18 protein-coding genes and 1 pseudogene are annotated in these 16,310 nt (G+C 64.5%); 12 read left to right on the plus strand and 7 right to left on the minus strand.

Features of this window, described 5'->3' with window-relative positions; genetic code table 11:
* Positions 1 to 7: 7 nt before the first annotated feature.
* From C3L37_RS21770 to rdfA, 3 genes are all read right to left on the minus strand, one after another.
* Positions 8 to 835: a polyprenol monophosphomannose synthase gene (locus C3L37_RS21770; protein ID WP_129116650.1), complete on the minus strand. Its 828-nt coding sequence runs from the start codon at positions 833 to 835 to the stop codon at positions 8 to 10.
* 273 nt (positions 836 to 1,108) lie between these two features.
* Positions 1,109 to 1,660, minus strand: coding sequence for a DUF7344 domain-containing protein (locus C3L37_RS21775; RefSeq protein WP_129116651.1), 552 nt, complete (start codon positions 1,658 to 1,660; stop codon positions 1,109 to 1,111).
* Positions 1,661 to 1,802: 142 nt separating this feature from the next.
* Positions 1,803 to 2,501, minus strand: a complete 699-nt coding sequence (rdfA, locus tag C3L37_RS21780) for a rod-determining factor RdfA (RefSeq protein ID WP_129116652.1) — start codon at positions 2,499 to 2,501, stop codon at positions 1,803 to 1,805.
* A 209-nt stretch (positions 2,502 to 2,710) separates the two neighbouring features.
* Here rdfA and C3L37_RS21785 point away from each other — a divergent pair, with 209 nt between their 5' ends.
* From C3L37_RS21785 to C3L37_RS21795, 3 genes are all read left to right on the plus strand, one after another.
* Positions 2,711 to 3,625, plus strand: a complete 915-nt coding sequence (locus C3L37_RS21785) for an NAD-dependent epimerase/dehydratase family protein (RefSeq protein ID WP_129116653.1) — start codon at positions 2,711 to 2,713, stop codon at positions 3,623 to 3,625.
* Between the two features lie 493 nt (positions 3,626 to 4,118).
* Complete coding sequence (locus C3L37_RS25175; protein ID WP_228546427.1) at positions 4,119 to 4,919, plus strand: helix-turn-helix transcriptional regulator; 801 nt, start codon at positions 4,119 to 4,121, stop codon at positions 4,917 to 4,919.
* A gap of 48 nt (positions 4,920 to 4,967) precedes the next feature.
* Entirely contained in the window at positions 4,968 to 5,195 is a 228-nt protein-coding gene (locus tag C3L37_RS21795) for a hypothetical protein (RefSeq protein ID WP_129116654.1), read from the plus strand.
* 22 nt (positions 5,196 to 5,217) lie between these two features.
* Here the strand turns inward: C3L37_RS21795 and C3L37_RS21800 are convergent, their stop codons facing one another.
* The 3 genes from C3L37_RS21800 to C3L37_RS21810 all read right to left on the minus strand — a co-directional run bounded on the left by C3L37_RS21800 (position 5,218) and on the right by C3L37_RS21810 (position 6,757).
* Positions 5,218 to 5,721 (minus strand): DUF7344 domain-containing protein, encoded by a 504-nt coding sequence (locus tag C3L37_RS21800; protein WP_129116655.1) that lies wholly within the window; start codon positions 5,719 to 5,721, stop codon positions 5,218 to 5,220.
* A 246-nt stretch (positions 5,722 to 5,967) separates the two neighbouring features.
* Complete coding sequence (locus tag C3L37_RS21805) at positions 5,968 to 6,468, minus strand: hypothetical protein (RefSeq protein WP_129116656.1); 501 nt, start codon at positions 6,466 to 6,468, stop codon at positions 5,968 to 5,970.
* 91 nt (positions 6,469 to 6,559) lie between these two features.
* Entirely contained in the window at positions 6,560 to 6,757 is a 198-nt protein-coding gene (locus tag C3L37_RS21810; protein ID WP_129116657.1) for a DUF7563 family protein, read from the minus strand.
* Positions 6,758 to 7,463: 706 nt separating this feature from the next.
* Between C3L37_RS21810 and C3L37_RS21815 the strand changes: the two genes are divergently transcribed.
* The 4 genes and pseudogenes from C3L37_RS21815 to C3L37_RS21830 all read left to right on the plus strand — a co-directional run.
* Positions 7,464 to 7,952: a helix-turn-helix domain-containing protein gene (locus tag C3L37_RS21815; protein ID WP_129116658.1), complete on the plus strand. Its 489-nt coding sequence runs from the start codon at positions 7,464 to 7,466 to the stop codon at positions 7,950 to 7,952.
* Between the two features lie 62 nt (positions 7,953 to 8,014).
* Positions 8,015 to 8,290 (plus strand): PadR family transcriptional regulator, encoded by a 276-nt coding sequence (locus C3L37_RS21820; protein ID WP_129116659.1) that lies wholly within the window; start codon positions 8,015 to 8,017, stop codon positions 8,288 to 8,290.
* A gap of 317 nt (positions 8,291 to 8,607) precedes the next feature.
* Positions 8,608 to 9,486 (plus strand): DUF1616 domain-containing protein, encoded by an 879-nt coding sequence (locus C3L37_RS21825; protein ID WP_267195354.1) that lies wholly within the window; start codon positions 8,608 to 8,610, stop codon positions 9,484 to 9,486.
* Positions 9,449 to 10,287: pseudogene (locus C3L37_RS21830) on the plus strand (transposase); the annotation flags it as partial. The gene C3L37_RS21825 and the pseudogene C3L37_RS21830, both read left to right, overlap by 38 nt.
* A gap of 183 nt (positions 10,288 to 10,470) precedes the next feature.
* Here C3L37_RS21830 and C3L37_RS21835 read toward each other — a convergent pair.
* Positions 10,471 to 10,995 (minus strand): DUF7344 domain-containing protein, encoded by a 525-nt coding sequence (locus C3L37_RS21835; protein ID WP_129116661.1) that lies wholly within the window; start codon positions 10,993 to 10,995, stop codon positions 10,471 to 10,473.
* A gap of 358 nt (positions 10,996 to 11,353) precedes the next feature.
* Between C3L37_RS21835 and C3L37_RS21840 the strand changes: the two genes are divergently transcribed.
* From C3L37_RS21840 to C3L37_RS21860, 5 genes are read left to right on the plus strand one after another with little or no spacing between them, the layout of a single operon-like run.
* Complete coding sequence (locus C3L37_RS21840) at positions 11,354 to 11,938, plus strand: acyltransferase (RefSeq protein WP_129116662.1); 585 nt, start codon at positions 11,354 to 11,356, stop codon at positions 11,936 to 11,938.
* Positions 11,935 to 13,026 (plus strand): DegT/DnrJ/EryC1/StrS family aminotransferase, encoded by a 1,092-nt coding sequence (locus tag C3L37_RS21845; RefSeq protein ID WP_129116663.1) that lies wholly within the window; start codon positions 11,935 to 11,937, stop codon positions 13,024 to 13,026. Before C3L37_RS21840 ends, C3L37_RS21845 begins: the two co-directional genes overlap by 4 nt.
* Positions 13,023 to 14,039 (plus strand): Gfo/Idh/MocA family protein, encoded by a 1,017-nt coding sequence (locus tag C3L37_RS21850; protein WP_129116664.1) that lies wholly within the window; start codon positions 13,023 to 13,025, stop codon positions 14,037 to 14,039. The genes C3L37_RS21845 and C3L37_RS21850 overlap by 4 nt, the downstream gene beginning before the upstream one ends.
* Positions 14,036 to 15,406: a nucleotide sugar dehydrogenase gene (locus tag C3L37_RS21855; protein ID WP_228546428.1), complete on the plus strand. Its 1,371-nt coding sequence runs from the start codon at positions 14,036 to 14,038 to the stop codon at positions 15,404 to 15,406. The genes C3L37_RS21850 and C3L37_RS21855 overlap by 4 nt, the downstream gene beginning before the upstream one ends.
* 7 nt (positions 15,407 to 15,413) lie before the next feature.
* Positions 15,414 to 16,301, plus strand: coding sequence for a polysaccharide deacetylase family protein (locus tag C3L37_RS21860; protein WP_129116666.1), 888 nt, complete (start codon positions 15,414 to 15,416; stop codon positions 16,299 to 16,301).
* The last annotated feature ends 9 nt before the right edge of the window (positions 16,302 to 16,310 follow it).

Here is a 16,310-nt window from a genome sequence, read left to right on the forward strand (position 1 = left end):
CGTGGCCTCACGGCGGCGCGAGCGGCGGCCGGCGGGAATGACGGCGAAGCCTGAGGAGGTGTTCGAGAAAGTGGACGTACTCGAACGCCGTGAGCTTCGACGTGCCGCGCTCACGCTGTTTGAACACGTACGGCACCTCGACGACGCGGCCGTACTCGCCTTTGGTGAGGATCTCGAGGAGGATCTTGTACCCCGTCGGTTGCAGGTCGACGTCCGTCACAACGTCGCGTCGGATCGCGAAGAAGCCGCTCATCGGGTCCGAGATCGACCTGACCTCCGGAATCGCGAGTCGCGCGATGAACGTCGCTCCGCGGCTGACGAGGCGGCGAAGTACCGACCAGTCTTCGATGCCGCCGCCCTCCACGTGGCGGCTCCCGATGACCACGTCGACGCCCGGTCGGAGCGCCTCGACAAGCTCCGGGAGCTTCTCGGGCGGATGCTGAAGGTCGGCGTCCATAACGGCACAATACTCGCAGGCAGCCTCACGGAACCCTCGTGAAACGGCCGCTGCGAGCCCCCTATCCCCGATCCGGCGGATCACGTGGACCCGAGGATGTTCGGCGTAGCGGTCCTCGACGAGCTTCCACGTCCCGTCAGGGGAATCGTCGTCGACGACGATGATCTCGAAGTCGTCGCCGTCGAGCGCCGTCCGGCAGCGGTCGATGACGTGGAGGATGTTCTGCGACTCGTTGTACGTCGGGATGATGATAGAGATCGCCGCCGGCCGAACAGTCTGCGGCCCGACGCCGACGCGTTCACCCCCCGAAATCGCCGCGATTTCCCCCGCCGTCACCTCCACCGGCGGCTCTCCCCCGCTTATCCCTTCCCCAGACATCTTGTGGTCGTGTACGACGTCCGACATCGGCAAATACGGGACGAACCGTTGCAGACGCCAACACGCCGTTTCTCCGCTCACCTCTGAGAAACACCGTTTTTCGAACGGGGCGGCGCGCGGCTGGATCCTCGGCGCCACCATCGGCGGAAGCGGACGCCTCCGGCGGAAAAACGCGCCGCTTTCGGGCTGTAGGCGGACCCTACACCCGCGGCTCGGCGCGTTCTCTCTCGATTTCGACGGAGTCGGTTCGACGCGCGGGCACTCCGCCCGGCGTCACTCTATTGGCTTCGTCCGCTGGATCGCGATCTGATAGAGGTTGAGACAGATGATCGCGCTGAAGAGCGCGACCGCCCACATCACCGTGGCGGTCCCACTCACGAACGGTAGATTGAACATCGCGCCCGCGGCAACGAGGAGACCGGCGAGCCCGATAAGAAACTCCTTCGACCACCACCCCGACGGCGATCGCCGGTGCGTGTACATCAGCACGTTCTCCAGTTCCGGTCCCGCGGAGACGGTGCCCGTGCTCCGGTCGTACTCCACGACGCCGTTCCGCGCCAACCGCGGCAAGTGTGTCTGTTGCAGCGAGACGTAGACGCTCTTGTACAGCTTTTTCGACGGGACCTCGTCGCTTTCGAGGTCGGCGATGACCCGCGCGAGATCCGAGATCGAGACCGCACCGCGTCCCTCCGCGAGCAGCGAGACGACCTGTCGTCGTCGGTCGTTTTTCAGCAGTCCGAAGATTTCCCCTTCGCTCGTGTGGGCGCGGCCCACCTTCTCCTCGGGTTCGTCGCCACGAACCGCCTCCAGCTCGCCATAGGACATACCATTATACATGGTGGTTGACTATATTTACCTTTCTTCAAGTACAAAAGTAATACCGTGACGGGAGATTATTCGCTTCGGAGGCCGAAACGGGGGCGATTCCTCCGATCGACCGGTGCGGAGGCGCGCGTCCGTCGGCGGATCAATCGACCGTTTCCGTCGACTCCGGCGGGCGTTCGGCGAGTCCGCCGCTCGCTCGCTCCGCCTTCCCCTGGCAGCGACACCCCTGCTGCTCCAGCAGGGTCGCCGCGGTCATGTACCGTCCGCATTCCTCACAGGTCACCTGGATTTCGACGAACACCTCAAAATCGGGAAGGGAGACGGTGTCTGCGTCTGTCAGGCGTTGGATCGTCTCGGACGCGATGATCTTCGTCCGATTCTGCATGGAAAACACCGTCTTTCCCGCTTTCTCCAGCCGTTCGCTGTCCGAGAGCTCGCCGCCGCACGACGCCCCGAGACATCCTCGGAGGTGCGAGTGGATGGTCTGGTGGGAGACGAAGTCGTTCAACGTTGTCTCCACGTTCACGCCCGCTCGCGCGAGTCGCCTTTCGACCTCGATCCGACGCCCGGAGCTGATCCCGTCGTCGGTCAGGAACCGATACATCGCCTCCACGTTCTCGCCTGTCATCGGGGACTCGGAGGCGGCGATCGCGCTGTCGAGGACGCGAATGTTCACGTTCCGTTCGAGCTCCCGGAGGCTCCGTCGCTCCGTTCCCGTCCCGGTCCACCGTCTCCGCAACTCGTCATTCAGGTCGGTCAACCCGTACCGCTCGATGAGCCGCCCCACCTTACAGCCGCAGGCTTTCGTTTCCCTCTCGGCGTCGCCTGGTAGCGCCGTCATACGTTTCCGCACTACACCTGTCTAATAAACGTTTTCTCCTCGCGCCGACGTCATGGGGTGCTCGTCTGACGTAAGGTTTACAGACGTATCAGTGTAAAACATGGTCACCGAATCGTATCCTTTCATCGGCGACGGAACGCGGGTATGCGGCGCGTTATCGCCCGAAGCGAGCACATACCAAAGGGCGACTCCCGTCAACACGTTCTTCGATGCAGCGCCAACTCAGCGGTAGATCGGTGCTGGTGACGGGCGGCGCGGGGTTCATCGGAAGCCACCTCGTCGACGCGCTCGTCGGCGAGAACGACGTTCGCGTTCTGGACGACCTCTCCAGCGGAACGCGCGACAACCTCGCCGACGACGCGACGCTGTTCGAAGGCGACGTCCGCGACCCGGCCCTGCTTGACCGGGCGATGGACGGCGTCGATGTGGTCTTTCACACCGCCGCGCTGGTCAGCGTCGCCGAGTCGACGGAGCACCCCGAGCGGAGCCACCGAATCAACGCAACCGGATCGCTCTCGGTGCTCGAACGCGCACGACGGGAGGACGCTCGCGTCGTTCTTTCGTCGAGCGCCGCCGTGTACGGGCCGCCGGAGTCGACGCCGATCTGCGAATCCGACGGGAAGTCACCCACCTCCCCCTACGGTATTGACAAACTCGCGGCCGACGGCTACGCCCGGATCTATCACGACCTGTACGGCGTCGACACGGTCGCCCTCCGGTACTTCAACGTCTATGGACCGCGGCAGACGGCGAACCAGTACAGCGGCGTCGTCACTACGTTCCTCCAGCAGGCACGGGAGGGTCGACCGATCACGGTCGAGGGTGACGGGACGCAGACGCGCGACTTCGTCCACGTCGACGACGTGGTCCGCGCGAACCTGCTCGCGGCGAACACTGACGCCGTAGGCGACGCGTACAACGTCGGAACGGGATCTAGCGTGTCCATCGCGGAACTCGCGAGACTCATTCGGGAGGTGACCGATTCCGACTCGGAGGTCGTTCACGTGGACGCCAGACCCGGCGACATCGACCACAGCCGAGCCGATATCGACCGCATCCGACGTCGACTCGGGTACGAACCCACCGTGTCGCTCTCTGACGGACTAGCTTCGCTCTGCGACTGACTCTTCCTGTCGTCTCATCGTCGTTGACGACTATCACGCTCAGATGATATTATTAATCAAATATCTGTAGGTTGTAAATAACTATTCACGCGGATTCATTGCTAGTGCATGGCGGAGGAGTGACACACCGACTCCGCCCCTCCCCCCCCCCTCCCCCTACCTCATCCGGTACCGTTCCGAGTCGCTCGACCGACGAGCCGTTCGCTCATGAGTGCGCCCGAATCACCGCTCGAAACACATCGGTGGCCGAGACGCTCTCTTTCGACCAACGCTCTCGTATCAGAGAAAATACGACAAAATATCGTTTTTCGTACTGAGAAGCGGGAAAAAGAATATAACGTCCGCGCTTGTCTGTCAGCAAGAATACCGAACAGTCCGGCGTCGTATCGGTCGCGACGGCGGAGACAACTCGGGTGTGCCTCGAATGACCGCATGAGAGACGCCAGCTAAGACGATGAGGGATGAACAGCCTACGAGAAGGTGGATCTGGATCGTGTTCGCGCTCGCGTGCGTGGCGTTCGTCGTCGCCGCGACCGGAGGCGGTCACGGGACGGCCGCCGCGACCGAGGGACCCGCCGCGCCGGCCAACGGGGCGACGGGTGTCGATCGCGTCGGTCAGACGCAGGGAGGGATCGGGGCTGACGGCGCGGTCAACGGATCCGGCGAATTCGTCGGAAACCTGCACGAACTCGGCGACGGCGCGGCCTCGCTCGTCGACGCGGACGCTGCCGAGCACCTCCCGGCGGAACGGACGCGACCGTCCGAGTTCACGCTAGCGATCTTCCTCGCTCACGGGGATCTGACGCCGCACGCCGATCGACCGCCGCATCACGCCGCACAGCACGCGTCGTCTCCTGCACAGCCGTCATCGCCCGCGTGGACGGTCGTCGGACTCGCCGGAACCCTAGACGGGATCGACGTCGTAGCCCTCATCTTGAGCCTCGTGACGATCCTCGTCAGCGTCGGCCTCGCGGTGTATCAGCGCTTTTCTGGCGTTCGCGCCACGCCCCGGTCGATCGACGCACCGATCTCCGAGCGCGAGCGGGTCCCCACTGACAAAGATCGGATCAGACAACTCGTCGAGGATCACGACGGACGGGTAAAACAGTCGCAGATCGTCGAACAGGTCGACTGGTCGAAGGCGAAGGTCAGCCGCCTCCTCTCGAAGCTGGACGAGGAGGGCGAGATCACGAAACTGCGGATCGGCCGGGAGAACCTCATCTGCCTCCGCGGCCGCGAGCCTCCGGCCTCGCGCTCCCCGTTCTCCGGGGAGGTGGACGAGACTAGGGATTGATTTCCTGCCGAGGAAAAACCTTTGCGCGTCGGACTCGACCTACCCGTCATGGAGTCACAGCCGCCCCAGACCCCCGCGAAGGGCGATCAGTACGAGCACGACGACGGCTCCGTCGAGGTGGTGTTCGAATCATCCGACGGCCGCGTGCTCACCGTCCGTGAGTACCCGACCGTCCCCGCGTTCGCACAAGCGGTCGACGACGCCGCGTACCGCGGGACCCACCACGGCATCGCGGACCTCCCCGACATCTCCGTGTTTGAAAACTGGCGGCTGTGACGGCTCCGCTACCCGTCGACTCTCAGGTGTAGCTCTGATAGAGGCTCAGTCCGACGATGAGAAGGAGGAAGAACACCGCCCACACTTCGACTGGCAGGAAGCCAAATCCAGGCACGCCGAACTGCGCCCCAACGACGGCGAGGAGGCCGACGAGGCTCACGAGCAGGTACGCAGAGCGCTGGAGGGCCTCGAATCTGCTCGGACTACTCGTGTATACGCGTATCTCGTCCATCCGCGTTCCGGGGTGGATCGTCTGCGACCCCGGATCGTACTCGATGATACCCTGGGAGGCCAGCTTCGGGAGGTGCGTTTGCCGGAGCGAGACGTAGACGCTCTTGTAGAGGTCTTCGGCCTCCGCCGTGCTATCCGCTTCTTCTTCCGCGATGCGTTCTGCGAGCTCCGAGACGGTAATGCTTCCGCTGCTTTGAGCGAGCCGCTTTATCGCCGCTCGCCGTCGGTCGTTACCCAGGATGTGGAACGCTTCGGCCTCGTCGAGCTCCCGTTTCGTGTTCACGTTAATTGCCATCTTAGCTACCTTTTCTGGCCGTGCGGAGGGTAGTGGTCGGTTAATGCGTTAGGTGTTAGGTACGGTCGTTCTTGTATCAGTACTATGCTTGGCTTCTCATGCCGGTTTAATACCCCGTGGCGGCCGGTTTCGGGCGTATAGGGGCCCAACACACTCCCGTAATGAACAATTACCGGACGGCCAACGTATCGTTCCCGCGTCGAACGGCCGCGCTCCGGTCTCGGAGATTGTGGGGTAACCCCGAATTTACGCGTGCGAGGGCACGTCGACGCGCGTGTAGAGCTGGTACAGCGCGCTACACGCGAGGAGACAGAACAGGAGCGGGAGCGACACCACCCTGTTGACGTTCGAAACGACTGGTACCGAGACGTACTTGCTGAGGACGACTACGAGGCCGGTGCTCGCAAGACCGGCGTAGTATCGGCTCCACGTGAGCCTGGCTATTGGGAAGGTGTCGATGTACATGCGGAGCGGGCGGGCGGACGCGAACATCTCGTCCGGAGTTGTCCGACTCTGCTCCGCTCCGCCGACAATTTCGACGTCACCGTTCTTCGACAGGAGATACAGGCTCTCGCGAGTGACGGTCGTCGTCCGATCGTCGGCTTCCTGCCCGGGACCATCGTCCGGCCGCCGCGTCTTTCCCTCCGTCCCGACGGTCGACCGTACCCTTCGTGCGACGGTCGAGATGCTTTCGTAGACGGTACGGGTGATTAGCCTCCCCAGCCCGGTGCGGCTCATATTCGTCACCGTAGACCATCTGGCCACCGACACATAGCTGTTTTGGTGGATAGTCAAAAAAGCTAAAATTAAAAAACGAGCCGAGCGCCTCCCCCCTCGATCACTGCTCGATCGTCTGCGGCATGTGGTCGGCTGTCTGCCGCTCGCGCGACGTCGTGCAGTGGATACAGCCGTGGACGGTGTCCAGGTTGTCGCCAAACACCCGAGCGAACGTCCGGGTCACGTGTCGGCCGCAGTTCTCGCAGAATCGGTTCGTCGTCGCTTCCTCCGTCTCGTGCCAATCGTAGTTGTTGACCATCTGTATGAACACCCTCTCTGCCTGCGTGTGGGTTGGCCTCCCGCTGCGGCGGAAAGACCCGCTGCGGCGGGAAGGTCGAAGACGACGCGACGGCTTCGCGGCCGCCTCGAGGCGGCGAGGCAACAGACCGTCGGTCGCGTGAGACCGCTTCCGCGTCGTCATCCGGCGGGACTGGGAGGGGCGACAGTATAAACGACGAGTACCGTTCCGAGATTTCTCCTCTCGTTTCTCCCGTGTAATCTCGCCTTTCTCGGGGATTCCGGGCGTGTCCCGTGATTCTAGCGGTTTTGACCGCTTCCTCGAACCCTCTCTCCAGCTGATTAGTCTCTAGTTAACCCTATAGTTCACGTCGAAATTTAGGCTTTTCTAGTTCTATTCTATGCTTACTGAAACTGAACTATCGAAAGGACCCAAGTACTTATGCAATGACGGCGTTGACGAATATCCGCACCCAGAGGGGGTCGACACGAGGACGGCCATTCGGCGAAGCCGAGTGGATTCCGTCTTTCGGAACACGTTCAACTCGTCTTCCGGAACGCGTCCGACTTTCGTCCCCCTCGCCCGCGGTAACTTCACGTCGGCGTGCACGGACGCCCCTGCGTCGGGGCTTCCTCCGAAAACGCCCTACCGCGCAGCAACCGAACGGGACGAGAGAATATGACAATACAGTTCGAATCAATCGATGTCCGGTAAACTATCAAACGGCATGACGGGAGCGGTTCGGAACAGTTACGAGGATGAGCCCGCGGCGTCGGACGTGTTAGACGCCCTCGGAGACGAGTGTTCGCGCGTCATCCTCTCGGCGGCCGCGAGCGAACCGATGACGGCGAAGGAACTGACGGAACACTGCGACGTCTCACCGGCCACGGTCTATCGCCGGATCAACACGCTCCTCGATAACGAACTCCTAGTCGAGTCGTTCGAGTTCGACGCCGACTCGGCCCGACAGAAGGTGTATCGAACGACGTTCGAGCACGTTGAGGTAGACGTCACCGAAAGTGGATTCGAGGTAACGCCTCACCAGTACGGCGACGGGCCGTACCACCTGCTCCAGCTTCTCTCGGAGATGCCGTTCAAACACATCGACGTGGATCCGGGGGAGAACGAACTGAACGTCAGCATCGGTCTCACCGACGACCTGTTCGAGCGGTTTCTCGCGCTCTGGGGCGACCGGAATCAGTACCCGAACCCATAACGCCAGTATGAAATGGATAACAATTACCCCCTCACGCCAATAGCCAGTCAGAACTGACACACATGTACTACCTGAGTGGGTTCCAGCGGGACTTGCTGTACGTTATCAGCGGGTTCGACAGACCGTCGGGACAGAACGTGAAAGAAGAGCTCGAAGATTACTACGACAGCGAAATCAATCACGGGCGGCTGTATCCGAACCTCGACACGCTGGTCACCAAAGACCTGGTCGAGAAAGGGCAGCTCGATCGCCGAACGAACTATTATGCGATCACGGACGACGGTCGCGAGGCGATGGTTGAGCGGAGAGACTGGGAGAGCCAGTACTTCGAACCGTGACCGGTTGGGCGGAGTCGGAGTTGCCGGGAAACCACAAGGAGCCGTCGCGGGAGCGGCTCCGGTAGCCGGAACATAACAATACCACCGACGGTCCGACACAGAGTAACCATGAATCGGACGAGTGTGACGCGACGCGTACGAGCGCAGAGAGCCGGGTTCGGTGCCCGGAACACCGCCGCTGACACGCCGGACTCGCCGCTTAACCCATGAAGCCGCAGACGCACGAATCGGCACCCAGGGTGTCGGCGACGTGGGCCGTTCCGATCGACATCGCGATCGTCTTCGCCTGGACGGCGGGCGTGATCCTGCTCGATACGATGACGCCGGCGGCGACGTCGCCGCTCCGGTTTCTTCTAGGATTACCGTTCGTCCTGTTCCTTCCAGGATACGCCCTGCTCACCGTCCTGTTCCCCCGACGGAGCGCGCGTGAGCAAGTGGCAGCTTCCGGCGGGCGGAACGTGCGCGGAATCACCCTCGGCGAACGGTTCGCGCTATCGTTCGGTGTGAGCCTCCTTCTCGTCCCCGTTCTGTTGCTCGCGCTTGGAACCGCCGGCGCAATCACGCTGCAGACGACGCTGAGCGTCGTCGGCGGCTTCATCTTCGCCGCCGCCGTCCTCGGCGCGATCAGACGCTTTCGGCTCCCGGACGCAGAGCGGTTCCGCCTGCCGGTCGGCGCGTGGGCCGGCGCGGTTCGGCGGCGGGCGGATCGGACTGACGGGCGTGAGACGCTGCTGGCGCTCATCCTCCTTGTCGGCGTCATCGCCGCTGCGAGCAGTTTCGCGTACGCGCTCGCCGTCCCGCCGCAGGGAGCAGAGCACACTGAGTTCTCGCTCTTGACCGAATCCGACTCGGGCGACCTCGTCGCGGGGGGGTATCCCTCCAACGTGGGGAGCGGCGAGTCGGTGCCGCTCGTCGCGAGCATCGAGAACAACGGCGCGGACGCGACGCAGTACACGATTGTCATTCAGCTCCAGGAGGTCAACTCCGACGGGAACGTCGAACAGCGGACGGAGCTGGACAGGTTTAGCCAGCGCGTCGCCGCCGGGGAGACGGCGGAGATCCGCCACGCCGTCGTGCCGACGATGACCGGCAATAACCTCCGGCTCCAGTATCTCCTGTACGAAGGCAATTCGCCCGCGAACCCCAACGAGCAGAACGCGGATCAGGAACTCCATATCTGGCTCTCCGTCGGCTGAGCGTGGCCGGGAGCGTTCGTTCGAGTTCGACGCCCCGGCGCTCGCTTTGTCTGCGACTCTGGCAGGGTTCGCTTCGGTCACCGTCAACCATTCTCGACTGGATTCACCACTGGCGGACGAAACCGCTGCGCTGGATATTGGTGCGAACAACCTCGTCGCCTGTACGACCACGACCGGCCAGCAGTATCTGTATGAAGGACGCTCCCTGTTCGAGCGGTTCCGCGAAACGACGTGGGAAATCGCTCGCATACAGTCGAAGCTCTGCGAAGGCCGGGACTCCTCGAACCAGATTCGGTGACTGTACCGCCAACGAATGCGACGACGCGACCACGCACAGAACGCGCTGGTACGCGACCTCATCAAGAAGTTGCACAGCGAAGGCGTTGCGACCGTGTACATCGGGGACTTAACCGACGTACTGAAAACACACTGGTCGGTTCGGGTGAACGAGAAGACACACAACTTCTGGACGTTCCGCGTGTTCATCGACCAACTGGCGTGTACCGCCGAGGAGTGCGGTATCTCGGTGGAGATTCGCTCGGAAGCGTGGACTTCGAAGACGTGTCCGAATTGCGGTTCGACCATGAACACGATTCGGCATCAGGACACGCTCACGTGTTCGTGCGGGTTCGAGGGACACGCTGGCGTGGCCTCGAATCGTTCCTGAGACGGCACACAGACGTACCACGGCCGATGGCACGGCCCGTGCGATCCGAGTGGGACAGCCACGAATGGCTGGAGTCACCACGCTCTCACGACAGTCCCAAAGAAGTGCGCACAGACCGGAGTATCCACGGGTAGGAGAAAGTCGCTCACGTCGGGAGTAGCGTTACTGCCAGACCCCGAGTGTGGGAATTCCCGCGTTGACGAGACGCTCCGCGTCTCGTCTGCACACCAGAACGCGAAGCGTTCTGGGACACCTTTAGGCGCGTGGAGGATGTCAACGACGGGTGCGGCCGTCGGCAGAATTTAAAAATACGCGCCCTACAGCGAGGGGAACGCACGCGCCCGCCGTTCGAGGACATAGCGGATGAGCACCAGTCCGAGCACCGCTATGCTGACGAGCGCGAGCGCCCACGAGATCGACGCGCTGCCGAGCGCGATGACGCCGAGAACCCACGCACCGACGACCGCGACGCTCGCGGCCGCGACGCCGAGATAACACCAGTGCCACGGGAGGCCGCTGTCGTCCTGATAGTCGAGGTACCGCTCGACGTCCGAGTCGGCGCACAGTCTGACGACGTTCTCCGACTGGTCCCACTCGACGACGCCGTGTTCTTCGAGCATCGGCAGGTGCGTCTGGTAGACAGATACGTATACCCGGCGGCGTTCTGCCCTGGTGAGTTCGGTCGGTTGCTTCCCGTTCTCCGTGGCCGCAACGTAGTCGATTATCGGATTCAGCCGTCCCTGTCGCCCGTTCGTGCGGAGGTACTTGATGATCTCCAGACGACGACGGTTGCAGAGTAGATCGAAGAGCGTTCCCTTCGCGAGCGTCTCGTCGGCCGTCATCGTCGATTCGTCGTCCGGGCTACGGGATGGCGTTCGTCGACGGTCCGATGGCGCTGCCGGCGCATGCTATTGTATCCGCACGACGGCCTCTTTACTATCCGCCGGCTACCGTCCGGGCCCTCTCGGTCCCGATAGCCGTCCGTCTGACACCTTTTCCGCGTCGATCGCCGCCCACCGGTAAAGCTGCTCATACCGGCGTCACAGGCGGCGAATAACAAAGCGGCGATCGGTGTAGGTCTCGGATGAGCCCTGGCCGGATCGCGGAGAATCTGGCCGCGGTACACGTATTCATGATGGAACTATACGACATCGGCGATAGGGAACGCGTCCCTCTCGGTCGGTTCTCGGGGGGGAGTCGATGACGCATGCGGACGCGGGGGGCGACGCCCGGATCCATGAGACGGCGGTACTCGATCACCCTCACGGGGACGGCGGGAATCCGACGGTTCTTGGCGAGAATGCGACGGTTCGCGCTGGCACCGTCATCTACACCGACGTGACCGCCGGGGACGACCTCCAGACGGGTCACAACGCGCTCGTTCGCGAGCATACGACGCTCGGCGACGACGTGCTCATCGGCACGAACGCGGTCATCGACGGCCACACAACCGTCGGATCGCACGTGAGCCTCCAGACGAACGCGTACGTCCCCGCGCAGACCGAAATCGGCGATCGGGTGTTCGTCGGCCCCGCGGCGACGCTGACGAACGATCCGTTCCCGATCCGGACGGCGACGGAACTGGCCGGCCCGACGCTCCGCGACGACGTCTCCGTCGGGGCGAACGCGACGATCCTCCCGGGCGTCACGGTCGGCGAGGGGGCGTTCGTCGCCGCCGGCGCGATCGTGACGGGGGACGTCCCGCCGGAGACGCTCGCCCTGGGCGCGCCGGCGTCGCACGAACCGCTTCCGGAGGAGCTTTCCGGGGGGAACGCGCTCGAATGATTCCCATCGCGAATCCGGACGTCGGACAGGAAGAACGCGGCCGCGTCGCGACCGTGCTGGAGAACGGGCAGCTCGCGGACGGCCCGGAGGTCCGCGCCTTCGAGGACGAGTTTGCCGACTTCTGCGGGGCGACCCACGGCGTCGCGACGTCCAACGGGACGACCGCGCTCCACGTCGCGCTCGCCGCGCTGGGGATCGGCCCGGGCGACCGGGTCGCCACGACGCCCTTTTCGTTCATCGCGAGCGCGAACGCGATCCGCCTGTGCGGCGCGGAGCCGGTCTTTCTCGACGTCGATCCGCGCACGTACAACCTCGACCCGGACGCGCTCGTGGCCGCGCTCCGTGACGGCGTAGACCTCGATGCGGTGCTCGCCGTCCACCTGTACGGCCTCCCGGCCGACGCGCCGCGCCTCCGAGAACTCGCGGACGAGTACGACCTGCTCCTCGTCGAGGACGCGGCGCAGGCCCACGGCGCGGCCGTCGACGGCGAGCGGGTCGGCACCTTCGGCGACGCTGCCTGCTTTTCCTTCTACCCGACGAAGAACATGACGACGGGCGAGGGCGGCATGGTCGTCACCGACCGCGACGACGTCGCGGAGCGGGCGGCGCGGTTCGTCAACCACGGCCGGGCGACGTCGGGGTACGAACACGTCGAGGTCGGACACAACTTCCGCATGACGAGCATCGCGGCGGCGATCGGCCGCGCGCAGCTGGAAAAACTCCCCGGCTACAACCGCGCCCGACGGGAGAACGCCGCCCGCCTTGACGAACTGCTCTCGGACGCGCCCGTGGAGACGCCCCTCGAACCGGCGGGGTACCGGCACGTGTACCACCAGTACACCGTCCGGTGCCCAGACCGAGACGGCCTCCGAGCGGCGCTCGGCGACCTCGACATCGGCTCCGGGGTGTACTACCCGACGCCTATCCACGAACAGCCGGCGTACGCCGACGTCGACCACGACGCGCCGAACGCGGAGCACGCGGCAGCGTCGGTCCTGTCGCTTCCTGTCCATCCGAAGCTCTCCGAGGCGGACGTGGAGCGGATCGGCGACGCGGTGGCGGAACACGCCAAGGAGGTGGCCGCGTGAGAGACGACGAGTCGGTGACCACCGACGAGGTGAGCGACGACGCGCCCACGGCCGCCGGCGTGATCGGCGTCGGTCACATGGGGAGAAACCACGTCCGCGTGTATGACGAACTGCCGGGCGTCGACCTCGTCGGCGTCGCGGACGCCGATTCGACGCGGGCAGAGTCGATCGCGGCCGCCCACGGCACGGTCGCGCGCTCACAAGAGGATCTGCTCGCCGCAGCGGATCTTGTCTCCGTCGCCGTCCCGACAAGCCACCACGCGCCGATCGTCCGCGACTGCATCGACGCCGGCGTCGACGCGCTCGTCGAGAAGCCGTTCGTCGACGACCTCGACGCCGGGCGGGAGCTGGCGTCGCGCGCCGCCGAGGCGGGCGTGACGATCCAGGTCGGCCACGTCGAGCGGTTCAACCCGGCGATCGATGCGCTGGCGGAAATCCTCCAGGACCTGGACGTGATCGCGATTGAGGCCCACCGGCTCGGCCCGCCGCTCGACCGCGAACTCGACGACAGCGTCGTGATGGATCTCATGATCCACGACGTCGACGTGCTGTTGTCGCTCGTCGACGCGGACCTCGACACGGTGTCCGCATGCGGCACGCGCGGCACGCAGTACGCAACGGCGAACCTGCGGTTCGAAAACGGCGTCGTCGCCAACCTCACCGCGAGCCGCCTCACTCAGAAAAAGATTCGCACGCTCAGCGTCACGGCGACCGACTGCCGGATCGACATCGACTACACTTCCCAGTCGGTGCACATCCACCGGAACTCGCTGCCGGAGTACGTGAAGGACGACGGCGAGATCCGCTACCGCCACGAAAGCATCGTCGAAGAGCCGATGGTCGAACGGAGCGAGCCCCTCCGCGACGAGATCGCCTCCTTCATCGAGGCGTCACGCGAGGGAACGACCCCGAGGGTCACGGCCGAGGACGCGCTACGCGCGATCGAGGTCACCTGCGAGATCGACCGGCAGGCGATGCGCTCGGAGCGCAGAGAGGAGGTGATTCAGCAGTGAGCGTCTTCCGCGGTGTCGGCCTGTACGGCTCGGAGCACTCGACGCAGGCCCAGCGGATCGCGTTCACCGATGGCTCGGTGCCGGTTGCCATCTACGGCCTCGGCAAAATGGGACTCCCCCTCGCGGCGGTGTACGCCGAGACGACTGGTAACCTTACCGGCGTCGACATCGACGAGTCGGTCGTCGAGACGATCAACGGGGGCGGGTGCCACATCAATCGGGAGCCGGGACTCGCAGAACTGGTCGAGGCGCAGGTCGAACGCGGCGCGCTCTCCGCGACGGCGGACGCCGCCGCGGCGGCCGACGACGCGAGCGTCCACGTGATCATTGTGCCGACGCTCGTCACCGACGACAAGGAGGTCGATCTCGACGCGCTCGAATCAGTGACGGAGACGATCGCACGCGAACTCGACCCGGGCGACACGATCATCGTCGAGTGCACGGTTCCGCCGGGGACGTGCCGCGACCGCCTGCTGCCGATTGTCGAACACGAGAGCGGCCTCTCGGTCGGCGACTTCGGGTTAGCCTTTTGCCCCGAGCGGACCACGAGCGGAAAGGCGCTGCGGAAGATCCGGAGGGAGCACCCGAAGATCGTCGGCGGCGCGGACGACGAGAGCACGCGCGTCGCCGAACTCATCTACGGCGAGATCACGGAAAACGACGTGATCCCCGTCTCGGACGTGACAACCGCCGAGGCCGTGAAGGTGTTCGAGGGACTGTACCGCGACGTGAACATCGCGCTGGCGAACGAACTCGCACGGCTGGCCGACGAACTCGACCTCGACGTCAACGAGGCGATCGACGCGGCGAACACCCAGTCGTTCTGTGACATCCACACGCCCGGCGCGGGCGTCGGCGGCCACTGCATTCCCTACTACCCGTACTTCCTCATGCAGCAGGTCGAAGACGAGACGCCGCTGGTCCGGACCGCCCGGACGGTCAACGACTCCATGCCCGCGTTCGCCGTCGAGAAGGTCACGGAGCGCCTCGCGGAGGAGGGAATCGCCGTCGACGACGCGGCCATCCTCGTGCTCGGTGTCACCTACCGGCCGAACGTCGCAGAGACGCGCGCGACGCCCGCGATCCCCATCATCGACCGGTTCCGGTCTCTCGGCGCGGATGTGTTCGCTGCGGACCCACTCGTCGATCCGGCCGAGTTCGGCGCGACGCCTGCGGACGTCGACTCCCTCGCCGAGTACGATCTCGACGCCGCCGTGCTCGTCACCGCGCACGACGAGTTCGACGCAATCGACTGGGGGTCGCTCGACTCGATGATCGTCGTCGACGGCCGGCAAGCACTCAACCTCGACGAGACCGACCACCGGGTGTACACAATTGGCAGCGGCGAGCGTCGGTCCCGGCGGTGACCCGGCGATGACGTCGTGCGGGGACCCGATCCGGTCGCACGAGTTCGTCCTCGGGCTGACCCACGACGTGGACCGTCCCTACAAGCGCGCTGCTCACGCGCTGTTTTACGCCTACCGTGACCGCGACCTCCGACAACTTCGCGGTCTCACTCCCGGCGCGAACCCCTACTGGGTGTTCGACGACATCCTCGAACTCGAATCGGAGCTGGGGGTCCGCTCGTCGTTTTACTTCCTGCGCGAGAAATCGATGACCGAACGGCCGCTCGCCGAGTGGACGGACCCAAAGCACTGGATCGAACACCTCGGGCGGTACGACCCGGCAAAGCCCGAAATCGACCGTCTCGTCCGGCGGCTCGACGAGGGCGGCTGGGAGGTCGGTTTGCACGGTTCGTACAGTTCGTACGACGACCGCGAGCGGCTCCGGCGGGAGAAGGCGCTCTTAGAGCGCGTGCTCGGCCACGAGGTGCTCGGCGGTCGCCAGCACTGTCTGAATCTCGATCGACCGGAGACGTGGCGGCACCACGCCGAGATCGGCCTGCGGTACGACTCGACGCTCGGCTCCAGTTCGACGTATGGCTTTCAGCACGGGTATCACCCGCTCCGCCCCTTCGACGACGAGTTCGTCGTCTTCCCGCTGACGCTCATGGAGCGGACGCTCCCAGTCGAGTCCGACCCCGAGCGAGCGTGGGAGGAGTGCGAGCGGCTGCTCCGCGAAGCCCGCGACGAGGGGGCCGTCATGACGGTACTCTGGCACCCGACGTACCTCGACCCCGACCACCGCCCCGGCTACCGATCGCTGTACGAGCGACTGATCGAACGCGCACAGGAACTCGGGGGATGGGTCGGCCCGCTCGGGCCCGTCTACGAGTCGCTGGCGCACGCGAAGCGTCCCTGATTCGGTCCG

The organism is Halegenticoccus tardaugens (assembly GCF_004116405.1).
GTDB lineage: Archaea > Halobacteriota > Halobacteria > Halobacteriales > Haloferacaceae > Halegenticoccus > Halegenticoccus tardaugens.

Bases quoted from the DNA above. Each gene is read 5' to 3' on its own strand.
- C3L37_RS21770 (WP_129116650.1), bottom strand. From the start codon at position 835: ATGTCTGGGGAAGGGATAAGCGGGGGAGAGCCGCCGGTGGAGGTGACG.
- C3L37_RS21775 (WP_129116651.1), bottom strand. From the start codon at position 1,660: ATGTCCTATGGCGAGCTGGAGGCGGTTCGTGGCGACGAACCCGAGGAG.
- rdfA (WP_129116652.1), bottom strand. From the start codon at position 2,501: ATGACGGCGCTACCAGGCGACGCCGAGAGGGAAACGAAAGCCTGCGGC.
- C3L37_RS21785 (WP_129116653.1), top strand. From the start codon at position 2,711: ATGCAGCGCCAACTCAGCGGTAGATCGGTGCTGGTGACGGGCGGCGCG.
- C3L37_RS21795 (WP_129116654.1), top strand. From the start codon at position 4,968: ATGGAGTCACAGCCGCCCCAGACCCCCGCGAAGGGCGATCAGTACGAG.
- C3L37_RS21800 (WP_129116655.1), bottom strand. From the start codon at position 5,721: ATGGCAATTAACGTGAACACGAAACGGGAGCTCGACGAGGCCGAAGCG.
- C3L37_RS21810 (WP_129116657.1), bottom strand. From the start codon at position 6,757: ATGGTCAACAACTACGATTGGCACGAGACGGAGGAAGCGACGACGAAC.
- C3L37_RS21815 (WP_129116658.1), top strand. From the start codon at position 7,464: ATGACGGGAGCGGTTCGGAACAGTTACGAGGATGAGCCCGCGGCGTCG.
- C3L37_RS21820 (WP_129116659.1), top strand. From the start codon at position 8,015: ATGTACTACCTGAGTGGGTTCCAGCGGGACTTGCTGTACGTTATCAGC.
- C3L37_RS21825 (WP_267195354.1), top strand. From the start codon at position 8,608: ATGACGCCGGCGGCGACGTCGCCGCTCCGGTTTCTTCTAGGATTACCG.
- C3L37_RS21835 (WP_129116661.1), bottom strand. From the start codon at position 10,995: ATGACGGCCGACGAGACGCTCGCGAAGGGAACGCTCTTCGATCTACTC.
- C3L37_RS21840 (WP_129116662.1), top strand. From the start codon at position 11,354: ATGACGCATGCGGACGCGGGGGGCGACGCCCGGATCCATGAGACGGCG.
- C3L37_RS21845 (WP_129116663.1), top strand. From the start codon at position 11,935: ATGATTCCCATCGCGAATCCGGACGTCGGACAGGAAGAACGCGGCCGC.
- C3L37_RS21860 (WP_129116666.1), top strand. From the start codon at position 15,414: ATGACGTCGTGCGGGGACCCGATCCGGTCGCACGAGTTCGTCCTCGGG.